This is a genomic window from Parasaccharibacter apium, from assembly GCF_002917995.1.
Lineage (GTDB): Bacteria > Pseudomonadota > Alphaproteobacteria > Acetobacterales > Acetobacteraceae > Bombella > Bombella apis.
Window position 1 is genome coordinate 134055 of sequence record NZ_LMYH01000016.1, and the last position, 15348, is coordinate 149402.

Here is a 15348-nt window from a genome sequence, read left to right on the forward strand (position 1 = left end):
GGGGTGTTTTCTGCTGAGGCGGGCTGATATGTGGTACAGCCTGAAGGTCAGGAAGGTGCTTTCAAACGGGATGGAGTGTGGTAGGGAGTGGAAGACTTGAAGAGACATTGCGGCAGCCGTGCCGCAGTGAGGGGAGCGCATGTGAATGCAGCCGGTTATGAGGCACTTGGTCTGGTCTGTCCTGCTGCCGGCGGCCGTGGGGAGCATGGTGGCTGCGGGCGTATGCCTGTGGTGGGTGCCTGGTGGGGAAAAAGTTCCCGAGCCGATAAAGAATACGAGCCTGTATAAGGCGGTCCGTCATCCGCCTGTTCCGGTATCGTCTCCGCTTGTGCTGCCGCCTGCTGCCACGCCGGTGGGGGCCCTGCCCGTGGGTGTGAACCATGAAGCGCCCGCTTTGCGGGAGGCGTTGAATCTGCCCAGTTTTGCGCCTCTGGTCCATCAGGTCATTCCGGCGGTGGTGAATATTTCAATCTCTCATGCGTCATCCTCGGCGGATGAGGATGATGAGGGAGAGCCTGATACGGCCTCTCCGCCTGCCAGCCAGGAGCAGCGCCGCGCTTCACCGGCCCCCCGGAAGAAGCATCGTCTCCGGCATCATGTGACGGGCAAGGGGCATCACATGCTGCATCCGGCTGATGACGAGCTGACAGGGGCGGGATCCGGTTTCGTGGTGGATGCTTCTGGCATCATCGTGACGAACCGGCATGTCATCGGCCACGCCACGAGGATCATGGTGTCCCTGTCTGACGGCCGCTCCCTGCCCGCTCACAGCCTGGGGGATGACCCGATGACGGATATTGCCGTCATCAAAGTGGATAGCCCGACACCGCTGCCCTGCGTTTCCTGGGGGGACAGCCGGCAGGTGGAAATTGGGGACTGGATACTTGTGGCAGGCAATCCGTTCGGGTTCGGGTCGTCAGTGACGGCGGGCATTGTTTCTGCTGTCGGACGTGATCTGGGCAGTGGGGCGCTGGATGACTTCATGCAGCTGGATGCCCCCATCAATCCGGGCAATTCTGGTGGGCCTGCTTTCAATCTCCAGGGGCAGGTCGTGGCAATGAACGCCGCCATTGCGTCCCCCAGTGATGGTTCCGTGGGGATTGGCTTTGGTATTCCGTCGGAAATCGTGGCGCCTGTCGTGGAGGCCATCCGCCAGACGGGCCATGTGGAACATGGCTGGCTGGGTGTGACGCTCAACGATTCCAGTTTCCCCATGTGGGTGGAGGATGTGGATCCTCACGGAGCGGCATGGCGGGGAGGCCTACGGAAGAAGGATGCCATCCTGGCGATTGGCAACATCCCGGTGCATGATGCCCGGACGGTGTTGCGCAGTGTTGCGGCAGCCCATCCCGGGACGGTTTTCAATTTCACCATAAGGCGGGAGGGCAAGATCATCACCCTCCCGGTTGCGCTGGGCAAGCGCCCCACGACGGTTTTCTAGGGCTGGCTGCCCCTCCATCAGGGTGCAGTCGGGGGTTCCCTGTCTGCCAGACGGGCCTGGGCGCTGACGGTGACACGGACGGTCTGCATTTCTGCCGTGCTCTCCGGTGCTGCGGCAGAGCTGCGGGCTTCGGCCATCATGAGCATTGGGCCTGCGGGGTGGAGCGGTTCAAAACCATCTGCGCCGTGGCTCCCGATACGCACACGTTCCAGACCAATCAGGGTCTGGCCCAGAGCGGCGGCATCTTCTTCGGCCTGCTGGCGGAGCTTTTTCAGGGCTCCCAGACGGGCCTGCTTTTCCAGCTTTTCACGGGTCTCGGGGTTGAGAGTCCATTGCATGTCCTCAAGGCCTAGCCCCAGTTTCTGAAGTTTTTCGGCCAGAGCAAGCAGGCCGTCACGGTTCTGGCTGCTCAGGGTCAGGCTCTGGCGGGCAACCCAGCTGCGTTTGTCATGAGGACCATATTCCTGCCCGACCGTGTAAGTCTCCGCCGTACTTTTCACGTCCGGCTGATCTTTCAGGATGGCCATGGCACTGCTGACAAGCTGGTTGAGGTGCTGCTGGGTGCCGGTGGGAGAACTGCCCTCCGTTCTGGCTGAAAAGCGTATGGAGAGCGTATCTGCCTTTGCCTGTGCTTCATCAGAAACGGCAAAGGCGAGCAGCGTACCATGTGGGTGTGGCGGCTCTGGCGGGATCATGGCAGGGGGTTCGCCATCGGGGATGGTTGGTGCTGGGGGAGCTGCCATGGCCACGCTGCCTAGCAGACATCCGGTGGCCAGTGCAGTCAGGCCCGTGAATTTCAGCGAACGATGGAGGGTCATTGGTGGGAGCCTTCCTGATTTTTCAGCAGAACAAGTGCGCGCCGCAGGCGGCCTATGCCCGCCCGTATGTGGTTCTGCTGGCAGAGTTCCTGCCCTTCTTCCTGAAGATGCCGTGCATCATCCATGGCCCCGACGGGAACATCATGAGGCATGCGCATCTTTTCTGCCAGATGCTCGCTGAGCTGGGCGCAGTAAGCCTGGCTGTCGCTGGTGATGACAAGGTCCTGCGCAGGGGTGGAGGGTTCTTCTTCCGGCAGCAGTGACCCCCAGGCGTGCCCCGGCCGGAGCGGCATCTGGGCCAGCAGGAGAAGGACAGTGAGGAAGAAAACGGTGCGCATGGTCATCAGACTATCACAGCTTGTTTGCCCGGAAGATGGGCGAGGAATGAAGATTTGGTAACAGGCCTGACGGGACGGTGTCTCATGGTGTGGTTTCCGCCGGAGTGGTGCTTCTGCCGGTCCGTTCTGCTTCTGGCAGAAGGGGCAGGAAGAGTGTGACTTTCAGGCCGGGATTGGCCTGGGTAAGGGTCAGACGGCCATGATGCAGGCTGGTGACGGCCTGTACCAGAGAGAGGCCAAGGCCGGAGCCTGGCGTGTTGCGGGCGCTTTCAGCCCGGAAGAAGCGCTCGTGGGCGCGCAGTATGTCGGCATCATTCATTCCCGGCCCCTGATCCCGGACGCTGATCTCGAGTCCCTGTGGTTTTTTCTCTGCGCCGCTGCCCGGGGCTGTTCCGGCCATGACGGGATGGGCGCTGAGGGTCAGCGTACTGTTTGGTGGGGAGAATTTTATGGCATTGTCCAGCAGGTTGGCCAGTGCCTGCTGGAGCATTCTTTCATCACCAAACAGGGAGGGCAGAGGGGTGACATCCAGTGCCAGGCTCAGCCCGGCATCCTCGGCCGAGGCTTCGTAGAGTTCAGCCATGTTGGACAGGAGCTGGTTGAGGTTGACGGTCGTGAAGGCCGAGCGGCGTGCTCCTGCTTCTATCTGGGCGATCCGGAGGAGGGCCTCGAAGATGCCGGTAATGTGGTCCAGGTCCCCGATGGCCCTGTCCACGGCCGTGCGCAGTTCATCGGGTGAGGTGGCAGAGAAGAAAGCTTCTTCCAGCTGGTTGCGGGCCCGGGTTATGGGGGTGCGGAGGTCATGCGCAATGGCGTTGGAGACCTGGCGGACGCCCTCCATCAGCCGGTTGATCCTGTCCAGCATGGTATTGACCGTTTCGGCGACGAGATCGGTTTCACTGCCTGTCAGGGCGATGCGGTGGTTGAGGTCGCCATTGGCTACGGCAGAGGCTGTACGGGCGATGGAGCCAACCATGCGGCGGAAGAGGTCCCGTACCACCAGGGCGCCGCCCACGGCCAGCAGGGAGATCATGACGGCACACCAGATGAGCGTGCGGGTGATGACAGTGCTGAGGAGGGTGCGGCCCCGTATGTCGTGCCCGACAATCAGCTTGAAGCCATGCGGCAGGGTATAGGCCTTGAACTGGGCAGGCGTCGTGAAGGTGTAGCGGCGGATGGTCAGCTCGTAAAAGTGGTTCATCTTTTTGACGGCCACCGGCCAGCCCGGCAGGTTGCCCGCCATTCGCCGCCCATGGCGGTCTATCAGCAGATAGAGGGCGTCATCATCAATGTTCTGTTCCAGCCTGTCATTGATGGCCTCACTCAGGGCGGGGGCTCCGCCGTGCCCCCAGCGGTGCCGGAGTTCCTGCGCATCTGTCTCGATGAAGGCACGGACATGGTCGTTCAGCAGGTTTGTGCTGCTCCACCAGATGAAGGAGAGAAACAGCGTGGCCGAAATGAGAAACAGGACACCATAGCCCAGAGCAAAATTGATGCCCGCCGAGCGGATGGGCCAGCGCCGTTTTCCGTTCCGGCTGTGGAGGAGAGGGAGTCGGAACAGGTGGCGGCGGGACAGACGGCGGTATAGGGGTGTCCTTTCCTCTGCCATGGTGTTGGCTGTCAGTCCTGCGTGGGGCGGAGGATATAGCCTGCATTGCGGACCGTGTGGATGATGGCCGTCTCAAACGGCTTGTCCACTTTCTGGCGCAGGCGGGAGACATGGACATCAATCACGTTCGTCTGCGGGTCGAAGTGATAGTCCCAGACTTTCTCCAGCAGCATCGTCCGGGTGACAACCTGCCCCGCATGGCGGACGAGAAACTCCAGAAGGCGGAATTCACGGGGCTGGAGATCGATTTTCTGCCCATCACGGCGGACTTCGCGGGAGAGGAGGTCCAGCGTCAGGTCGCCTACGGTCAGGGATGTTTCCGGGGCGGATTCATTGTGGCCCCGGCGCCCCAGGGCTTCCACACGGGCCAGAAGCTCGGAGAAGGCGAAAGGCTTCGTGACATAATCATCCCCGCCGGCCCGCAGCCCATCCACCCTGTCATCCACGTCGGAAAGAGCGGAGAGCAGCAGCACGGGGGTGTTGTTCTTCTGGCCACGCAGGGTTTCAAGGATGTTCAGCCCGTCAATGCCACCGGGGAGCATCCTGTCGAGGATGATGATGTCGTATTTCTCGCCAATGGCCAGATACAGCCCATCCTTGCCGTTGTCGGCCTGGTCCACGTTATGGCCAGCTTCTTTCAGCCCCTTGAGGACAAAGGAGCGGACAGTCGGATCATCCTCAACCAGTAGAATACGCATTGGTCCTGCCTGTTTTCCTGATATGCTGCGTGGTGTATCGTTGTGGGGCAGGATAGCGGCAAGCCGGGGCAAAAGGGAAGCAGGCCCTTGCCTGGTGGTCGGGCCCTACATTACGGGCATGTCAGGATGCCCGCCATATAGTGACCATGACAGGAAGGAATGCCCATGCAGTACAGAACACTGGGACGGACTGGCCTGAAGGTGAGTGAGCTCTGCCTTGGCACCATGACGTTCGGCCAGCAGAATACCGAGGCAGAGGGTCATGCCCAGCTCGATATGGCGCTTGAACATGGCGTAAATTTCATCGACACGGCTGAACTTTATTCGATTCCACCGCGTGCGGAGACGCAGGGTTCGACTGAGCGGATCGTGGGAAGCTGGCTGAAGGCCCGTGGCAACCGGGACAAGGTCATCCTTGCCAGCAAGGTTGTCGGACGCAGCCAGAATGACTGGTTTCGCCCCGATGGTGAAAAGCCACGTCTGACACCGGCACAGATACGTTATGCCATTGATGAGTCCCTGAAGCGGCTGAACACTGATTATCTGGACCTTTACCAGCTGCACTGGCCGGACCGGGTGGTGAACATCTTTGGTGAGGGCGGCACGACCTTCCGCACGCTCTCCGATGCTGATGAGGTACCGATTGCCGAGACACTGGGCGCTCTGGGTGAGCTGGTGAAGGAAGGCAAGGTCCGTCATGTCGGTCTCTCCAATGAGACCGCTTGGGGCGTGTCCGAGTTCCTGCGTGTTTCCCGGGAGGAAAAGCAGCCCCGCATTGCTTCCATCCAGAATGCCTACAATCTGCTGAACCGGACCTATGAGATCGGTCTGGCCGAGATGGGTCTGCGGGAAGATGTCGGCCTGCTGGCCTATTCCCCTCTGGCGCAGGGCTATCTGACCGGCAAATATCTGGATGGTGCCCGCCCGCCGGGAGCCCGGACGACCCTGTTCAACCGGGGCCAGCGTTATGAAAAGCCGGGTGTGGATGATGCCATCCGGGCCTATCAGGCTCTGGCGAAGGAATCCGGGCTTGATTTCGCCCAGATGGCTATTGCGTTCGTCACGTCACGCCCGTTCGTGACATCCAACATCATCGGTGCCACGACGATGGAACAGCTTGAGACGGCTCTGACCTCCATTCAGGTGGAGATCACGCCGGAGCTGGAAGAGAAGATCAACGCCATCCACCAGTTGAACGCCAATCCAGCGCCCTGAGGCCGGATGTCGTTCCGAGGTTGGCCCCGTCCCGGTTTCTGGGGCGGGGCTTTTCCGTTTCAGGCTTCTTTTTTCAGCAGCCGCCAGAGCGCAAGCAGTATTCCGCCCAGCAGGGCGAGATAGAGCAGGACGGCCGTGCCGATGAAATGGCGGGTGCTGCGGTGGGAATCATCAGCCCACTGGAGAAAGGCCGTCACGTCGCTGGCCATCTGGGGAATGGTGGCCTGTGTACCGTCCGGGAAGGCGATCATGCCCTCATGCAGTGGGGGGCGCATCTTAAACCTGTGATGATGCGTCAGGGCGATGGGGTTGTAATAGGTATTCGGTGCCAGGGTGACGCCGGGCGGAACGGGGCGGTAACCTGCCAGCATCTGGCGGATATAGTCCGGGCCGCCCCGGATGGTGCGGGCAATGTGGGAGAGGTCCGGTGGATAGTCCCCGCCATTATTGGCCTTGCCTACAGCCACACTGGGATAGGGGGAGGCGATGGGGCTTTCCAGCCCGGCATGACGCTGCTGTGCCCAGTGTTGCAGGGCCGTGACGGAGGGCTGGAGGTCAATCATGTCCCCATAATGGGCACGCTCCATGCTGTGGCAGGAGCTGCATACCTGCTGGAAGATCATCAGCCCCCGTTCTTCCGGGCGCATGGTGGTTGGCGGGACTGTTGCAGGGGCCGCCACCTGCGCAGCGGCAGGGGCCTGTGTTGGGGCAGGGTCATCCGCTCTGGCCGTGGCGGGGAGATGGGCCAGGGACAGGGCGGCCAGAAAAACCATGCCCGTTGGGCGGAGGCATGAACGCATCATGGTGCATCTCCCTGTGTGGAGGCGTCACTGGCTCGCCGTTCCCTGTAGGCTGCCAGAGGGAGCAGCCCCAGAAAGGTGAGGAACCAGACCAGCATGGCGCCCCGGCTGAGCCAGACCCAGAGGGGGGTAGCTCTGTTCATTCCTGCCAGAATGAGGATGATGAAGGCGATGAAGAACAGTCCCAGCCCCATCCGGGCCAGCGGGCGGTAGGTAGCGTTATGGCGGGGGGACTGGTCCAGCCAGGGCAGGATGAAGAGGACAAGCAGGCTGGTGGCTGCTGCAATCAGCCCGCCCAGACGGGAAGGGACAGCCCGCAGCATGGCAAACCACGGGGCCAGATACCATTCCGGTGTGATGTCTGTCGGTGTTTTGAGGGGATTGGCTGGGATGATGTTGTCCAACTTGCCCAGCAGCCCCGGCAGGAAAAAGATCAGCCCGGCAAACAGGGCCAGAAACACGCAGACGGCCAGACAGTCCTTCACCACATAAAATGGAGCAAAGGGGCGGGTCGTGCGGTCCGGGTGGGGGCTGTCCAGCGTGGGGTTGCTGGAGCCTGTACCATGCAGGCAGAGTATATGGAGCCCGACCACCGCAGCGATGATGAAGCCAAGGGTGAAATGCAGGATGAAGAAGCGGTGCAGGGCCACACCGCCCAGCGTGTCTTCTCCCAGAAGATAGACGAGCAGCCCGTGACCGATGCCGGGTATGGCCTCCACGGCATGGGTGATGACGGTGGCCCCCCAATAGGACATCTGCCCCCATGGCAGGACATAACCTGCAAAGGCGGTCGTCATGAACAGAAGCATCAGGAACAGGCCGGAGAGCCAGACAAGTTCCCGTGGGGCCTTGTAAGACCCGTACCAGAGGCCTCGGCCGACATGGAGATAGAGCGCAGCAAAGAGCAGGCTGACCCCGCCTGTATGGATGCTGCGGATGAGCCAGCCGGAGGGGACCCGCCGTTCCATGGCTTCCACACTGTCGAAAGCCTGGGCGAGATCGGGTTGGTAATGCAGGGAGAGGAACAGACCGCTTACGACCATCAGCCCGAAAGCAACCATCAGACAGGCACCAAGTGTCCAGAGCAGATTGACCGGCGGCATGGGGAAGCGGGTCATGTGCTGGCAGAAAGGCCGCAGGAAGGGCAGGCGGGAGTCGAGCCAGCTTCTGGTCGGGTGTGTGTTGTCGTTCATCGTGTGGACCGTCCCTCAGAGCTGCTGGATGCTGTTCATGCCGTAATGGGGTGAGAGAAGGCTTTCTCCCAGCCTGATTGTATGGTCATCCACGAAATGGAGTGGGGGAACCGGGAGATTGTAGGGGGCGGGCATGTTGCGAAGGACCCGGCCAGCTCCATCAAACTGCGACCCATGGCAGGGGCAGAAGAATCCGCCAGAGGCGGGCAGGCTGGTGATGTTCTGATAGTCCGGTACGCAGCCCAGATGGGTGCAGATGGTGACATACACGCCATAGTCGGGCCGGAGGGACCGGTGGGCATTTTCAGCCTCACGGGGCTGCTGCCGGATGCGGGATTGCGGGTCCAGCAGCTGGGCGAGCAGGGCGGGGTCCTCCAGCGCACGGATCATCTCTGGTGTGCGGCGCTGGATGGCAACGGGCATCCCCTGCCAGACGACGATCTTGTGCGCACCGGGCTCCAGGTCCTGTACGGAAATATCCAGGACCGTTTCTTCCTGTGTGCTGGCAGCAGAGCTTGCCCGGGTGCGGCGGAGACTGTCCAGAAAGGGTGCGGCCAGCGTACAGGCCCCGGCCCCTCCCAGCGCCACGGACCCAGCCGTCAGGACCGTGCGGCGTGTCGGGCGGGGCAGGAGGGACTCTTCATCAAGGGATGGATGGGGCGTGCTGGCATCATGGTTCCGGGTCATGGGCGGGCGTTCTCCTCAGGCCCTTTTTATAGAAAGAGCCGCAGCGCGGTGCAATTGGCCCGTGGAGGGTCCGGCTGACCGTTTTTTCCTGTCGGGTTCATAAGGGGCAGGCTTACAGGGCGGCCCGGACCCGCCTCATCAGGGACAGACTGTGGTGTTTCAGCTTTTCCATCAGCAGATAGACAGCTGGTGTGGTGTAGAAGGTGAGCAGCTGGCTGATGGCCATGCCGCCCAGAATGGCCACGCCCAGAGGGCGGCGCAGTTCGCAGCCATACCCCTGGCTCATCAGCAGCGGGATACCGCCGAGGGCTGCGGCCAGTGTTGTCATAAGGATGGGGCGGAAGCGGGTGACAGAGGCATGGCGGATGGTCTCCTCGGCTGTCATGTCTGGATGATGGTGGTGGATGTGCAGGGCAAAGTCGATCACTAGGATGGCATTCTTCTTCACGAGGCCCGTCAGCAGGATGACGCCGATGATGGCCACAAGGCTGAACTGCTCACCGGAGGCCCATAGCCCCAGCACGCCCCCCACGCCAGCGGACGGCAGGGTGGAAAGGATGGTGATGGGGTGGAGGAGACTTTCGTAGAGAACGCCGAGGGCAATGTACATGATGGTGATGGCTGCCAGGAAGGCCAGCAGGGCATTGAGCATGAGGTCCGTCGTCTCTCCGGTTGTCCCCGTGAACTCCCCATGAATGCTGTCCGAAGCATGAAGGTTCACCAGTGCCCTGTGTATCAGCGAGATGGCATCATCATAGCTGGTGCCTTCGGCCAGATCGAAGGAGAGTGTCGTGGCATAATAGCCATTATGGTGGGTGATGCTGAGCGGCATGGGCGTTTTGACAATGCTGGCAACATTGTCCAGCGGGATCATCGTTTCCTGGGATGAGGAGACGGCGGCCCCGTTCGAGCTGTTGCCCGAGAGCTTGTTGGCCAGGGAGTTGGTGACGGAATCCCGGGAGAGGGAGGCCTGGGTACTGAGCGTGCCTTTGGTCCTGACCCGGATGAGGTTGGAGGCAAGGCCCCCTGCTGCCGTACCAGCCGAGGTGGACAGCCAGAGATGGTGCAGTGTGTTGGAATATTCCCGGAACGGTTCCGCCACCACCATGACCACCCGGTGATTGGTCAGGGGAAGGTGGATGGTGGAGACGATGCTCTGCCCGTAGGCATCGAAGAGCGCATTCTGCACGAGCTGGGGCGTGATGTTGTAGCGGGCTTCCAGGTCACGGTGGATGAGGACATTGGCAAAAAAGCTCAGATCCTCTGCATCGGTGGAGAGGTTGCGGAACTTCCCGCTGGCCCGCAGCTGGGCCAGCAGGGGAGGTATGGTGGCGTAAAGGGGGCCGTTGCTGTCGCTCTGGAGAACATAACGGTAATTGCCCGTGGTGTTGCTGTCGCCCCCTCCCTGGCGGCCATTGTTCAGAGCCCAGAAAAAGGCCTCCGCCCCGGCCTGCTGGGGAATGGCCTTGCGTAGCCGGGCCAGGATGACGGGGATGCTGTCACGCACGCTCTTGTCCTTGAGCGTGACGAAGATGCGCCCCGTATGGCTCGTGCGGTTGAAGGTCACGACGGTCTGCACGGCCGGGTCTTTCTGGATGATGCTTTCCACCTGATGCATCCGGCGTGTCAGGGCCTTGAAGGAGAGGCTTGGTTCGCCATTGATGCTGCCCTGAAGAATGGCAAGGTCCATGGAGGGTATGGCCGTCTTGGGCATGAGAATGATGATGCCGACCATGAGCAGGAAGCTTCCCGGCAGGGTCAGCCCGATGATGATGGGGTGGCGGAGGCTCCAGTGCATTGAACGGTCATAGAGCGACGTCAGGTGGTAAAGTCCCGTTTCCACGGCGCGGACAGTCCTCATGGCACCATAGAGAAGCCAGGAGACAGGGTCTGCCAGGGGAGAATAGCGGGGCCTTTCGGGAATGGCCGGCGTTCTGCCTGCTGGTTCTATCGTCAGGAAATGGGCGCAGAGCATGGGCGTCAGGGTCAGGGACAAGACCATGGAGATGGCAATGGTCGCAGCCATTGTCAGCGCAAATTCATGAAGGGCCGAACCAAGCGTACCGGGGATGCAGAGCAGCGGGATGAAAACGGCGATGAGGGACAGGCTGATGGAGATGATGGTGAAGGCGATCTCGGAGGTGCCGACGATGCTGGCCTGATAGCGGTTCATCCCGTTTTCCATGTGGCGGGCGATGTTCTCCAGCACGACAATGGCATCATCAATGACAAACCCGACTGCAATGGTCAGAGCCATGAGGGAAAGGATGTTCAGCGAGAAATTGAACCACGCCATGGCTGTCAGCGTCCCCGAGAGAGCGACAGGGATGGTGATGGCCGGGATGAGCGTGCTGGCCATGTGGCGGAAGAAGAGGGCAATGACCAGCACGACCAGAAAGATGGAAATGACCAGTGTCTGTTTGGCATCCGCCAGCGAGGCCCGGATGGTCAGGGACAGGTCCAGGCCGGTGCGGAGTTCCGCACTGGCAGGCAGGGCCTGCTGGAGCCGGGGAAGACGCCTGACGATGTCGTTGACAATCTCCACCGCATTGGCGTGTGGCTGGGGGATGACAGCGATTGTGATGGCTGTTTTCCCGTTCAGTGTACTGTTCTGGTACACGTCCTGCACGTCATCCCGTACGGTGGCGATGTCTTTGAGGTAGATGGGATTTTTCCCGTTGCGGTAGGCCACGATGAGGTCCCTGTAATGGGCGGCCTCGGTAGCCTGGTCATTCGTCTGGAGCTGGATGCGCTGGTTGCCCGACGTGATGAAGCCCTTTGGCGTGAAGGCATTGGCCGAGGCCAGCGCCGCCCGGACATCCTCGGGGTTCAGCCCCCAGCGGTAGAGAGGATAGGGGTTCAGTTCGACCCGGACAGCCGGGTTGGAGGCCCCGAACAGCTCGACACGCCCCACACCGGCTATCTGTGCCAGTATGGGGCGGACCCTTATGGTGGCGAGGTCATAAAGCTGTGCCCTGGGGAGCTGGTCTGATGTCAGATGGAGCAGATAGATCGGTTTGTCGCCATCCAGCTTGAAGGCCTGCGGGTCTGCTTCCAGCGTGCTGGTGGGCAGGTCGCTTCGGGCGGCATGGAGGGCTGCCTGCACATCCCGCAGGGCGCCATTGATGTTGCGGGATGAGGAAAAATCCAGAAAGATGGACGTCTGCCCTCTGGTCGTGACGGATTCCAGCGTCTGGATGTCTGCAATGGTCGCCAGCCGCCGCTCCAGTGGAGTGGAGACGGAGGTGGCCATCTGCTGCGGGTCCGACCCCGGCTGGTTGGCGATCACCATGATGGAGGTCGCCGTCATGTCCGGCATGGTGGAAATGGGCAGGAAAGGCAGGGCAATCATGCCGGACAGAAAGATGGCGAGTGCCAGAAGTGTTGTCGCCACGGGGCGGTCAATGAAAAGACGACAGAAGACCATCCCTGACTATTAACTCTTTCTTATCGTGTTATTGCAGAACCTGTGCCTCCATAGAGATATTATCCCACTCAAATCAACCAGTTTTTACTGGTTATTCAAGTAATACCAGTTTGGGAAGAAAAGGTTAAAATCCTCCCCTTTCGTCTGGCCTGCTCAGGGTGTCACGGGCTGGGGCTGTGCTGGAACATAGCCATAGCCCTGTACGTATGTGGTCGTCTGGGCGACATATCCCTGACCGGGCTGAAAATGGGTGTAGCCGGGCACGGGGTAGGGGTAGCCGGGTACAGGCGGAGGAGCCGCAGGCTGCTGGATGACAATGACATTCGTGCTCTGTGGTGGCGGTGGCGGCGGGGCATAGCTCGGGGCCATGTAGGGCATGGCGTAGCCACCATCGTAATAGCCGCCTCCGCCATAGCCGTTGAAGACACGGTCAACCACGTTGTACCCCACACCGGACCCTACGCCGAAGCCAAGCCCCCGGGCGAAGCTGTGGCCGAAACTGTGGTGATGGTGTGCCTCGGCTGGCGTGATGGCCAGACCGCAGGCCAGAGCTGCCAGAGCAAGGCCTGCGGCTGCCCGCTTCATCAGTAGTCCGGAGACATGGATCATCTTGCGTTTCCTTGTACCAGTTCTGTCAGGCTGCCTGCCTGTCCAGCCTCTCTCATGTGGGGCTGTCCGCATGGGAAGATACAGGAGCAGGGTGATAAAATGTTAGTGAAATCACTGTCATGAAATGGTCATGTCTGTGGGGGGTGAAGACCGGTCATTCGGCAATGCTGGCAAAAATCCCCTGCGTCACCATCTGCACATCCTGGGGTGTCAGGCAGGCCAGAAATCCCCGGTCCCCGGCATTGATCCAGATTGTCCTGTGTTTCTGTGCGCTGCGGTCGATGACGGTGGGCAGGGTTTCACGGGAGCCGAAAGGCGTTGTTCCACCCGAGACGAATCCCGTGCGGTCATGGGCCTCATCGGGCTGCATCATCTTGGCATTCCGGCCACCCAGAGCCGCTGCCAGTGCCTTGAAGTTGACCCGTCTGTCCACCGGGATGACTGCAAAAGCGGGCTGCTTCCTGTCGATCTTGACGGCAAGGGTTTTGAAGACGGCGGAAGGCTCTGCCCCAATGGCGCTGGCGGCCTGCTCGCCGATATGGCCTTTCTGTGGGGCATAGTCGTAGCGGCATGTCCTGTATGAAATGGCGGCACTGTCGAGAAACCGGGTGGCGGCGGTATCCTGCCTGTCTGTCATGGGGTGTCTCCTGTTGGATATGCAGGGGTGGATGAGGCTCCAGTCAGAAAACCTTGCGACTCTTCGTCTGGCAAGCCGTCATGATACAGCCCTGCCCTGCTTTGGCCTCACGGCCGGGATGGTTGCGTCTGGTCCGGTTGCGGGCCATTCTGCCAGAAGGGTGGGTCGGTCTTCATCCATCCGTCATGCAGGAGACGTTCCATGTGCGGACCACTTGTCGTTCTGGCAGAATTCGAGGCCAGAGAAGATACTCTGGAGGCATTCCTTGAGGTCTGCCGTCATGATGCGGCCCGTTCCAGGGCTGATGAGCCAGGCTGTCTGGAATTTACCATTCAGTGCAGTGAGGATGATCCCATGCTTGTTGTGCTGCATGAGGTGTATGAGAGCCGGGCTGCCTTCCGGGCGCATGAGGCTGCTCCGCATTTTGCCGTTTTTTCCAGAGCGTTGCAGGATCTGAAGATTGTCACGAGGCAGATACGGTTCTTTCATCGGCAATGAGAGGGGAGTGACTGGCCCTTGATGGATGATCTTTTCCCGGAGACCCGGGAGCAGCTTGTCCTGTCGCCCGGGGCGGTTCTGCTGGGTGGCTTTGCCCGTGCGGAGGCGCAGGTGCTGCTTCAGGCTGTGGAATCCATCAGCCAGAAGGCTCCTTTCCGTCATTACAGGACGGCTGGTGGAGGGGTGATGGCAGCGGGCATGACGGCCTGTGGTCCATATGGTTGGGTGAGTGACGGGCAGGGCTACCGTTACATGCAGACCGACCCGCTGACGGGCCAGCCCTGGCCGGCCATGCCTGCCCTTTTTGCAGATATGGCAGGGCGTGCTGCACGGGCGGCAGGTTACGAGGGGTTTGTCCCACAATGCGGGCTTGTCAATCGGTATGCCGTCGGAGCGGGAATGGGGCTGCATCAGGATCGTGACGAACGCACCATGCAGGCCCCCGTCGTTTCGGTCTCGCTGGGGCTTTCAGCCCTGTTCCTGTGGGGTGGTGCCCTGCGGGGTTCCCCCTGCCGCAAAGTGCCGCTGCATCATGGGGATGTGGTGGTCTGGGGTGGCCCAAGCCGATGTCATTTTCACGGTGTGGCACCGATACGGGCCGCACCAGCCGTCGCCGGGCTGGACTGTCGGTACAACCTTACCTTCCGGGTGGTGGACCGCCCCTTCAGCGGGACGGGGCTACATCATCCAGATTGATGAGACTTGTTGCAGGCTGGAACCGCCGGGGAGAATGGGCGGCCTTGTCCATGTTGTTTTCTTCTGCCGTTACGGGGGGCACGTGTGTAAAGCTCAGCTTTACCGTGACGGCCCGGTTGTGCAGGAAGACATTCCCGACTGTTTCATCCTGTGCCCGGCTGATGCCATGGGCAGGCTGGGTCCCCCGCCATGGAACGATGAGACGGGATGACCAGGCGTCTTCACTGGACACGGCATCAGGCTGGTCGGTCTGCTCATCCGAGAAATAGGGCGTCAGCTGGCTGTCGGAGAAACAGGCATGGCCCATGTAGGCAGCTACGGCCTCCCGGTAGGGGCGGACGCCATGATGGCGGGGCATGTAAAATCCGTTCCATCTGGAGTCGTATCGGCACGCCTTGGCCCGCCAGAGATCGTCCTGCCCTTTTTCCATGCTGCACTGCACACGGACATGCAGCGAGTCGTCACTGCCTGTGGAGGCATAGGTGAGAGGTGTACTGGCCAGCGTCTGGCAGGGAAGGGTGGGAATGAGAAGAGCCGGTGCTGCAGGGCGCTTGTCCACAGGGAGAGGGTCACCCGGCTCTGCCCGGGCGGTGGACACGACCGCCATCATGGAGGCGGCAAGCAGAAGAGCGGGCATGTGATGGAGTGTCATGAGGCAAGGATACCGCAGCACGGGGAGAAA

Annotated in this window: 15 protein-coding genes; 4 read left to right on the top strand and 11 right to left on the bottom strand. The window is 61.0% G+C overall.

From position 1 onward, the window contains the following. Window positions 1–157: 157 nt before the first annotated feature. The gene (locus ASO19_RS08085) at window positions 158–1441 is read left to right on the top strand and encodes a S1C family serine protease (protein WP_227656456.1); all 1284 of its coding nucleotides are present in this window, start codon (window positions 158–160) and stop codon (window positions 1439–1441) included. 17 nt (window positions 1442–1458) lie between these two features. Here the strand turns inward: ASO19_RS08085 and ASO19_RS08090 are convergent, their stop codons facing one another. The 4 genes from ASO19_RS08090 to ASO19_RS08105 all read right to left on the bottom strand — a co-directional run bounded on the left by ASO19_RS08090 (window position 1459) and on the right by ASO19_RS08105 (window position 4904). Further along, window positions 1459–2259 (bottom strand): SIMPL domain-containing protein, encoded by an 801-nt coding sequence (locus ASO19_RS08090; RefSeq protein ID WP_103765765.1) that lies wholly within the window; start codon window positions 2257–2259, stop codon window positions 1459–1461. After that, window positions 2256–2603 (bottom strand): hypothetical protein, encoded by a 348-nt coding sequence (locus ASO19_RS08095; protein WP_227449758.1) that lies wholly within the window; start codon window positions 2601–2603, stop codon window positions 2256–2258. Before ASO19_RS08095 ends, ASO19_RS08090 begins: the two co-directional genes overlap by 4 nt. A 76-nt stretch (window positions 2604–2679) precedes the next feature. After that, window positions 2680–4206, bottom strand: coding sequence for a sensor histidine kinase (locus ASO19_RS08100; protein ID WP_081562482.1), 1527 nt, complete (start codon window positions 4204–4206; stop codon window positions 2680–2682). Between the two features lie 11 nt (window positions 4207–4217). After that, window positions 4218–4904 carry a winged helix-turn-helix domain-containing protein gene (locus tag ASO19_RS08105; RefSeq protein WP_043558662.1) on the bottom strand — a complete coding sequence of 229 codons (687 nt, stop codon included), beginning with the start codon at window positions 4902–4904 and terminating at the stop codon, window positions 4218–4220. 165 nt (window positions 4905–5069) lie between these two features. Between ASO19_RS08105 and ASO19_RS08110 the strand changes: the two genes are divergently transcribed. Continuing rightward, window positions 5070–6119: an NADP(H)-dependent aldo-keto reductase gene (locus tag ASO19_RS08110; RefSeq protein WP_043558659.1), complete on the top strand. Its 1050-nt coding sequence runs from the start codon at window positions 5070–5072 to the stop codon at window positions 6117–6119. Window positions 6120–6178: 59 nt separating this feature from the next. On the opposite strand, the gene ASO19_RS08115 is transcribed toward ASO19_RS08110, so the two are convergent. The 6 genes from ASO19_RS08115 to ybaK form a co-directional block, all read right to left on the bottom strand. Continuing rightward, window positions 6179–6922: a cytochrome c1 gene (locus ASO19_RS08115; protein ID WP_086431723.1), complete on the bottom strand. Its 744-nt coding sequence runs from the start codon at window positions 6920–6922 to the stop codon at window positions 6179–6181. Beyond that, the gene (locus ASO19_RS08120; protein ID WP_043558655.1) at window positions 6919–8112 is read right to left on the bottom strand and encodes a cytochrome b; all 1194 of its coding nucleotides are present in this window, start codon (window positions 8110–8112) and stop codon (window positions 6919–6921) included. The genes ASO19_RS08115 and ASO19_RS08120 overlap by 4 nt, the downstream gene beginning before the upstream one ends. Window positions 8113–8127: 15 nt before the next feature. Then, entirely contained in the window at window positions 8128–8799 is a 672-nt protein-coding gene (gene petA / locus ASO19_RS08125; protein WP_043558652.1) for a ubiquinol-cytochrome c reductase iron-sulfur subunit, read from the bottom strand. 112 nt (window positions 8800–8911) lie between these two features. Then, window positions 8912–12226: an efflux RND transporter permease subunit gene (locus tag ASO19_RS08130; protein ID WP_103765766.1), complete on the bottom strand. Its 3315-nt coding sequence runs from the start codon at window positions 12224–12226 to the stop codon at window positions 8912–8914. Between the two features lie 153 nt (window positions 12227–12379). Further along, window positions 12380–12835, bottom strand: a complete 456-nt coding sequence (locus ASO19_RS08135; protein ID WP_043558645.1) for a hypothetical protein — start codon at window positions 12833–12835, stop codon at window positions 12380–12382. A gap of 154 nt (window positions 12836–12989) precedes the next feature. Further along, the gene (gene ybaK, locus ASO19_RS08140; protein WP_043558642.1) at window positions 12990–13472 is read right to left on the bottom strand and encodes a Cys-tRNA(Pro) deacylase; all 483 of its coding nucleotides are present in this window, start codon (window positions 13470–13472) and stop codon (window positions 12990–12992) included. Window positions 13473–13673: 201 nt separating this feature from the next. Between ybaK and ASO19_RS08145 the strand changes: the two genes are divergently transcribed. Both ASO19_RS08145 and alkB read left to right on the top strand, forming a co-directional pair. After that, window positions 13674–13970, top strand: coding sequence for a putative quinol monooxygenase (locus ASO19_RS08145; protein WP_043558639.1), 297 nt, complete (start codon window positions 13674–13676; stop codon window positions 13968–13970). A gap of 21 nt (window positions 13971–13991) precedes the next feature. After that, a complete protein-coding gene (alkB, locus tag ASO19_RS08150) occupies window positions 13992–14666 on the top strand; it encodes a DNA oxidative demethylase AlkB (protein ID WP_081562478.1) in 675 nt (224 codons plus the stop codon). On the opposite strand, the gene ASO19_RS08155 is transcribed toward alkB, so the two are convergent. Beyond that, complete coding sequence (locus ASO19_RS08155) at window positions 14635–15318, bottom strand: hypothetical protein (RefSeq protein WP_146046934.1); 684 nt, start codon at window positions 15316–15318, stop codon at window positions 14635–14637. The genes alkB and ASO19_RS08155 overlap by 32 nt on opposite strands. Window positions 15319–15348: the final 30 nt, after the last annotated feature.

What these genes read in the sequence shown, in the direction of transcription:
- ASO19_RS08130 (WP_103765766.1), bottom strand. Translation starts at nt 12,226, where the DNA reads ATGGTCTTCTGTCGTCTTTTCATTGACCGCCCCGTGGCGACAACACTT.
- alkB (WP_081562478.1), top strand. Translation starts at nt 13,992, where the DNA reads ATGGATGATCTTTTCCCGGAGACCCGGGAGCAGCTTGTCCTGTCGCCC.
- ASO19_RS08110 (WP_043558659.1), top strand. Translation starts at nt 5,070, where the DNA reads ATGCAGTACAGAACACTGGGACGGACTGGCCTGAAGGTGAGTGAGCTC.
- ASO19_RS08120 (WP_043558655.1), bottom strand. Translation starts at nt 8,112, where the DNA reads ATGAACGACAACACACACCCGACCAGAAGCTGGCTCGACTCCCGCCTG.
- ASO19_RS08105 (WP_043558662.1), bottom strand. Translation starts at nt 4,904, where the DNA reads ATGCGTATTCTACTGGTTGAGGATGATCCGACTGTCCGCTCCTTTGTC.
- ASO19_RS08135 (WP_043558645.1), bottom strand. Translation starts at nt 12,835, where the DNA reads ATGATCCATGTCTCCGGACTACTGATGAAGCGGGCAGCCGCAGGCCTT.
- ASO19_RS08115 (WP_086431723.1), bottom strand. Translation starts at nt 6,922, where the DNA reads ATGATGCGTTCATGCCTCCGCCCAACGGGCATGGTTTTTCTGGCCGCC.
- ybaK (WP_043558642.1), bottom strand. Translation starts at nt 13,472, where the DNA reads ATGACAGACAGGCAGGATACCGCCGCCACCCGGTTTCTCGACAGTGCC.
- ASO19_RS08095 (WP_227449758.1), bottom strand. Translation starts at nt 2,603, where the DNA reads ATGACCATGCGCACCGTTTTCTTCCTCACTGTCCTTCTCCTGCTGGCC.
- ASO19_RS08100 (WP_081562482.1), bottom strand. Translation starts at nt 4,206, where the DNA reads ATGGCAGAGGAAAGGACACCCCTATACCGCCGTCTGTCCCGCCGCCAC.
- ASO19_RS08085 (WP_227656456.1), top strand. Translation starts at nt 158, where the DNA reads ATGAGGCACTTGGTCTGGTCTGTCCTGCTGCCGGCGGCCGTGGGGAGC.
- ASO19_RS08090 (WP_103765765.1), bottom strand. Translation starts at nt 2,259, where the DNA reads ATGACCCTCCATCGTTCGCTGAAATTCACGGGCCTGACTGCACTGGCC.
- ASO19_RS08155 (WP_146046934.1), bottom strand. Translation starts at nt 15,318, where the DNA reads ATGACACTCCATCACATGCCCGCTCTTCTGCTTGCCGCCTCCATGATG.
- ASO19_RS08145 (WP_043558639.1), top strand. Translation starts at nt 13,674, where the DNA reads ATGTGCGGACCACTTGTCGTTCTGGCAGAATTCGAGGCCAGAGAAGAT.
- petA (WP_043558652.1), bottom strand. Translation starts at nt 8,799, where the DNA reads ATGACCCGGAACCATGATGCCAGCACGCCCCATCCATCCCTTGATGAA.